Here is a 6,183-nt window from a genome sequence, read left to right as displayed (position 1 = left end):
TCAAACTATGAGCAACTCATATCGAGTTAAAGCTTGATGAGCCTGGATTAGCTGTTGATGCTAGGAGCCGTCAGCGCCACCGGAGCCAACTCAGCACTGGCCAAATCGAGGGGGAAGTTGTGAGCGTTACGCTCGTGCATCACCTCAAAGCCCAGGTTAGCGCGGTTGAGCACATCGGCCCAGGTGTTGATCACGTGACCTTCCGAATCCAGCACGCTTTGGTTGAAGTTGAACCCATTCAGGTTGAACGCCATCGTGCTGATACCGAGAGCGGTGAACCAGATACCGACGACCGGCCAAAGCGCCAGGAAGAAGTGCAACGAACGGCTGTTGTTGAAGCTCGCGTATTGGAAGATCAACCGACCGAAGTAGCCGTGCGCGGCAACGATGTTGTACGTCTCTTCCTCTTGACCAAACTTGTAACCGTAGTTTTGCGATTCCGTTTCGCTCGTCTCACGCACCAAGCTGGAGGTCACCAACGAACCGTGCATCGCGGAGAACAGCGAGCCACCGAAGACGCCAGCCACACCCAGCATGTGGAAGGGGTGCATCAGGATATTGTGCTCCGCTTGGAACACAAACATGAAGTTGAACGTACCGCTGATCCCCAGGGGCATCCCATCCGAGAACGAACCTTGACCCAACGGGTAAATCAGGAACACCGCCGTCGCCGCCGCAACGGGTGCTGAGTAGGCTACCGCAATCCAGGGACGCATCCCCAGACGGTAGCTCAACTCCCACTCCCGACCCATGTAGCAGAACACCCCAATCAGGAAGTGGAAAATGATCAACTGGTATGGGCCACCATTGTAGAGCCACTCATCCAGCGAAGCCGCTTCCCAAATCGGGTAGAAGTGCAGACCGATCGCGTTAGACGAAGGCACCACTGCCCCAGAGATAATATTGTTGCCGTAGAGCAAAGAACCCGCAACAGGCTCCCGAATCCCGTCGATGTCAACCGGGGGAGCGGCGATGAAGGCGATGATGAAGCAAGTGGTCGCCGTCAGCAGCGTCGGGATCATCAGCACACCAAACCAACCCACATAGAGGCGATTATTGGTGCTCGTGACCCACTGACAGAACTGCTCCCACGCCGAAGACGTTTGTCTTTGTTGTAAGGTAGCTGTCATAATTGAGAATTACAACTGAAGAATTTAGATGTGATATCCGAACGACCTGGTTCGGATATTTTTATGTTAACCACATTGTTAACTTCTGTAAAGTTTTTTCCTGCCGACCTTAATATTTGTGTTTGCTTATATTACCTATAGGTCAAGCTTATATGTCTGGGGACTAGGGTTGGCTGCTCGTCTATACGGATTGGAGGGCGACCCGGAGAATCTGTGAGGCCCTCGAACGTGTGGCGAGTTCGAGGGTGAGGGTGAGGTGTTAATCCATGCGTCCAGATCTAAAAGGATGGCAAAACGGATGGCAAAACCAACCCCTAAGGCCAGTGGGCAGCCGATGGCCAGAATTATTCCCCAAGGGTAATAGCTCCCTGTCGGAGAATTTGCCATTCCCCGGCAACCCACTTGGCTACCGTGGACGGAATCCCCGCGATCGCCGTGCTTTGGTTGGATACAACAGTGGGATCAAGCACAAGGGCATCGGGAAATTGGGCCGCGATCGCGCCCATATCCACCAACGGCGGAGCACCCGATCGGTTTGCACTGGTCGTTGCTAGGGGACCGGTTTGGGCCAGGATAGTCCGGGCGATCGCCGCATCCGGAACCCGCAGGCCGATCGTCGTGGGATCAAGGGGATTCATCGCACGTGGTACTTGAGGACTGGCAGGCAGAACCAGGGTTAGAGCACCGGGCCAGTAGCGATCGGCGATCGTCTGCCAAAGGGTTTGCTCAGGAGCAGCCCCAACTGTAAAGGGCCATAGGTCCGCCGCCGTCGCGGCCATCAAGATCAGGGGTTTATCCTGACGGCGCTGTTTGGCCGCAAAAATACGGTCTGCCTGATCCGGACGCGTAGCCAGCGCGGGGACCGTATCCGTGGGAAAGCTCACCAATTGGCCCGCGATCGCGCCATTAATCAAGGTATCAAGGGAAACGATCGGCATATTAATTCGGTTAGGATTAGCGTTACGATTGGCAGCAATTTGGGGTTTAATTCCAATATGTTCCGCTATGTTATGCCATTACGTTAGCCCCGCTGGTAACTGCCGAGCGTAGCTGGTCGCCCAAGCTAGTTTACAGCCTTGCCATTCCTCGGGTATAGGCAAGTCCGTGAGGTACAGACAATTTACGCAAGTCTCTCGTTCGCCACTAGGCTTGAAGGTACTTCCCCGGAACTTCCAACGATCAAGAACGGCGGTAGCTGGGATCAGCCTCATTAATTATGGGATTAAGGGAGAACACCTATGACCTACCCCGCGCCGCTGCTGGCAACGAACTCCGCCACACCCCCCGCCCCCCCGTTGACCTTCTGACAAGCCCATGCCCAGCTGATCACTACCCCGATCTGGCAAGATCAGCAGGCACCCTCAGCGCGCCTGTTATTGGTGGTGGGTGCAGACGGGCGTTTGTGTCACAGCAATCCGGAAGCGGCAGCTCAATTAGGCTACACCCTCGCCGAGTTGACGGCCATGCCCTGGCTGCAATTGCTCCATGAACAGAGTCGGCTGGTCGGTTACGACTCTTGGCAACGGGTCCAAACCCATCGCCAGTCGGAAGCCGTTAGCCTCAACCTACTGGCCCGGGATGGCACGATCGTCGTTGTTCATGGCTATGCCGATAGCGAGGGGCAAGACCCATCGGGCCAGGTTGCCTACCACCTCCACAGTGTCACCCCTGATTGCAACGGGGGACCTCCTCCCACCGTGGCGGAGCCGATCGCGTTCGTTCCCTCCCCCGGCTATCGTACCCCCTACGAACTCCCGGTTGCTAGCGCGATTGAAGATCAGACCGAGTTGATTACGCGATCGCTGCCAGATACAACCCTCATTGCCGTGAATGCTGCCTACTGTCGGGCCATCGGGAAGTCGGAGGCGGAAGTACTGGGGCGGCGCTTTCTGGACCTACTGCCGCCGCCAGAACAGGCCCAAGTCGAAGGGGCATTGCGATCGCTCACCCCCGATCGGCCCGTGGCCTATACGGAACACCTGCTGCGGTTGGCCAATGGAGAGCAAGCCTACTTCCAATGGAGCAACCGGGGTCGTTTTGATCCCCAAGGTCGCCTTTATGAGATCCAATCAGTCGGGCGTAACATCCAGCCCTATAAACAGATCCAACAACGGCTCCAGCAGAGCGAAAATGCCTTCCGCCAATTGTTCGATGCGACCGCAATCGGCTTAGCCCAAACCACTGTTGGCGAAGGCCGCTATTTGCGGGTTAATCGCAAACTATGCGAAATTCTGGGCTATAGCGAAGCTGAACTATTGGGCATTACCTACCAGCAAATTACCCATCCCGATGATCTACCCGCCTGCACCATCTACGTCCAAAACCTATTGGCGGGTAAAATTCGTAGTCATCCCATCCAAAAACGCTTCCTACACAAGGATGGCACGATCGTCTGGTGTAATACGACGGTGTCCCTGTTGTGCGATGTGACCGGTAAGCCCATCTACGCAATCGCCGCCCTCGAAGATATCACCGCTCAAAAAGCAATTGAGCAAGCCCTGCAAGCCAGTCAGACCACCCTCCAGCACCAAACCCAAATCCTGCAATCCGTCCTCAACAGCCTCAACGAGGGGGTGATTGTGCTGGATACCAGTGGACACGTTTACCTGAGCAATACGACCGCCCGCCAATTGTTGCAATTTATCCCTGCCGACACCCGCCATTGGGCATCCCCCCCGTGGGGCGATACGGACCTGGGTCCCCATTTTTATCAAGCTGATGGCCAAACCCCCTGCCCGCCCGCTGACTTTCCGATACAACGCGCGATGCGAGGTGAAGTCGTGGACAACCAGGAGGTTTATCTCGTATCCGCCGAGCAGGAACAGGGCACGTGGCTCAGCTTTACGGCCTGTCCCCTCTGTCCTGTGGCGGGAGGTATCCAGGGCAGTGTCATTGTCTTTCGCGATATCACACGCTATAAACAGGTGGAAGCCAAAATTCTCAATGCCCTCCGCCAGGAGAAGGAATTGGGGGAAATGCGATCGCGCTTCCTCAGCGTCACCTCCCATGAATTCCGTAGCCCCCTGACCACCATTATTGCGGCTACGGCACTCCTCCAACGCTACGAATGGTCGCGAGCTGAGCAACTCGAAGAACTCAACCTCATCCAACGCGAGGCCCTGCACCTCAATGCGCTGCTGGAGGATACCCTGATTGTGGATCAGGCCGAAACTGGGCAGTTGCAGTTGCTGCCAGAACCGTTTGACCTAGAGGCCCTGTGTCGGCAGGTGATCCGTGGCATGGCCTTAGAACAGGGTTCCCAAACCCCGATCGCCCTGCAAGGGGCGTCAGACTTCCCTAACCCGATTTGGGCAGATAAAAAATTGGTTCAACAAATCCTCACCAACCTGATCAGCAACGCCCTGAAATATTCCCCCCAGGGCAACCCGGTCCAGGTGACCTATGGCTGCGAAGACGATCAGGTGGTGATCCAGGTGCGCGATCGCGGCCTTGGTATCCCCCCCGAAGACCAACCCCACCTGTTTGAATGTTTCTACCGGGCCAAAAATGTCGGGACGATCGCGGGAACCGGTCTAGGGCTGTCGATTGTCCACAAATGTGTGACACTGCACGGCGGCACGATCGCGATCACCAGTGAGGTTGGCGTAGGGACAACAGTCATCGTAAAATTTCCCCTAAGGCTTCCTGATTAAGTCAGGATACCGCGTCGAGGGCCAATCAATAGGGTGAATCCTAACTGGCGCGATGACGACTAGCCTCGCAGGTACAGACCTTCCGGGTATGAAAAAAATCCTGGTGATTGAGGACGATCCGGCTGTTCGTGGCACCATCCGCAAGTTACTGACGGCGGAACACTTCTTGGCGATCGAAGCCGTTGATGGTAGCCAGGGCCTCGCCTTAGCTCGCGAAGTCTGCCCCGATCTCATCCTGTGCGATATTGTCATGCCCGACCTCGATGGCTATGCCGTCCTGGAGCAGTTAAACGAAGATACTAAAACCCAACTCATTCCCTTTATTTTCCTAACTGGCTTAGGAGAACGGGGTGCCCAGCGTCTTGGCATGGAGCGTGGGGCCAGCGACTTTATTAGTAAACCCTTTACCGACGAAGAGTTATTAGCAGCAATCCGTAGCCAACTCCGTAAACAAACCCTCCTCCTGAAACGTCTAGAGCGAGAGCGACAGCAGCTAGAGCTAACCCAGACAACCCAGGTATCGTTACTGCGTACCAACCAGACCCTGCAACAGGCCGTCGCTAATTTCGTGGAGGAGATGCGCAATCCCCTTACCAACGTCAAGCTAGTTCTGGAGCTATTTGGCCAGTCTAACGTGTCGGAAATCCAACGCGATCGCTATCTAAAAATTCTGCAAGAAGAGTTGGATTATCAAGTCGATCTTCTTGATAAAATCAACCAATTACAACTGCTACTAACCCCTGAAAATATCCTTCTTCTAAGCCAGTTTGGCCTGCTGAATGAGTCAATCAAGACGATGAATGAAGAGGAAGAAGCATCGCTCTGAAATCGAATTTGGGTTGCGCTGCTAATCTGTTGATTTTCTAACTGTAATACAGTTATAGAAATCCTGGAGAGTTATGAGAGAATGTCAAGATAAGAGGGTGTTTTAAAAGGAGAATCGCGGTTAAAACCGCGACTACGAACCTTGACGTTTGGCTGTCCTAAGGGTTGCTTTGCGTTTTTAGTGGCGACTGAAGTCGCCAAAACGACTTGTTTTTGGACTTTTCAAACACCCTTTAAGGCTAGCGGTATTGTTATCTACCAGGGAGCGAGTACTCTCTCAGGCTTAAGAACACCTCGAAAAATACCCATCCTGCGTCCCACGCAACGTTATCCCATCGGTTGAGACAGCCGAGACGACTGTCTCCGGGGCAGGCAGAATGCCTACCCCACAATCGTTGCTCATTCGCGTAGCGTCTCCGCAGGAAAATCTACAGGGTGGACTTGCCCAAGCTCGGCAAAATCCCCATGCGGATGAGCCGTCCGATTCCCGATGGCTTTGCGGTCAAGCAGATTCGCGTGATTCGTCGGGCATCGGGCTACTATGTACACCTGATTCTTCAGAGTGAGGTGCAAGT

At 54.5% G+C, this 6,183-nt stretch carries 4 protein-coding genes; 2 read left to right on the top strand and 2 right to left on the bottom strand.

The genetic code is table 11. The annotated features are described in order from the left end of the window. Nucleotides 1-47 precede the first annotated feature (47 nt). Complete coding sequence (gene psbA / locus ACWIUF_RS15285) at nucleotides 48-1,130, bottom strand: photosystem II q(b) protein (protein ID WP_448573362.1); 1,083 nt, start codon at nucleotides 1,128-1,130, stop codon at nucleotides 48-50. A 344-nt stretch (nucleotides 1,131-1,474) separates the two neighbouring features. Beyond that, complete coding sequence (locus ACWIUF_RS15280) at nucleotides 1,475-2,068, bottom strand: L-threonylcarbamoyladenylate synthase (protein ID WP_448573360.1); 594 nt, start codon at nucleotides 2,066-2,068, stop codon at nucleotides 1,475-1,477. 444 nt (nucleotides 2,069-2,512) lie between these two features. Here ACWIUF_RS15280 and ACWIUF_RS15275 point away from each other — a divergent pair, with 444 nt between their 5' ends. Beyond that, the gene (locus ACWIUF_RS15275) at nucleotides 2,513-4,783 is read left to right on the top strand and encodes a PAS domain S-box protein (protein WP_448573359.1); all 2,271 of its coding nucleotides are present in this window, start codon (nucleotides 2,513-2,515) and stop codon (nucleotides 4,781-4,783) included. A 52-nt stretch (nucleotides 4,784-4,835) separates the two neighbouring features. Further along, nucleotides 4,836-5,609: a response regulator gene (locus tag ACWIUF_RS15270; RefSeq protein ID WP_448573358.1), complete on the top strand. Its 774-nt coding sequence runs from the start codon at nucleotides 4,836-4,838 to the stop codon at nucleotides 5,607-5,609. Nucleotides 5,610-6,183 lie beyond the last annotated feature (574 nt).

Source organism: Trichothermofontia sp. (assembly GCF_053493415.1).
The sequence above is the reverse complement of the archived record's forward strand: the minus strand, read 5'-3'. Positions and strand labels throughout refer to the sequence as shown.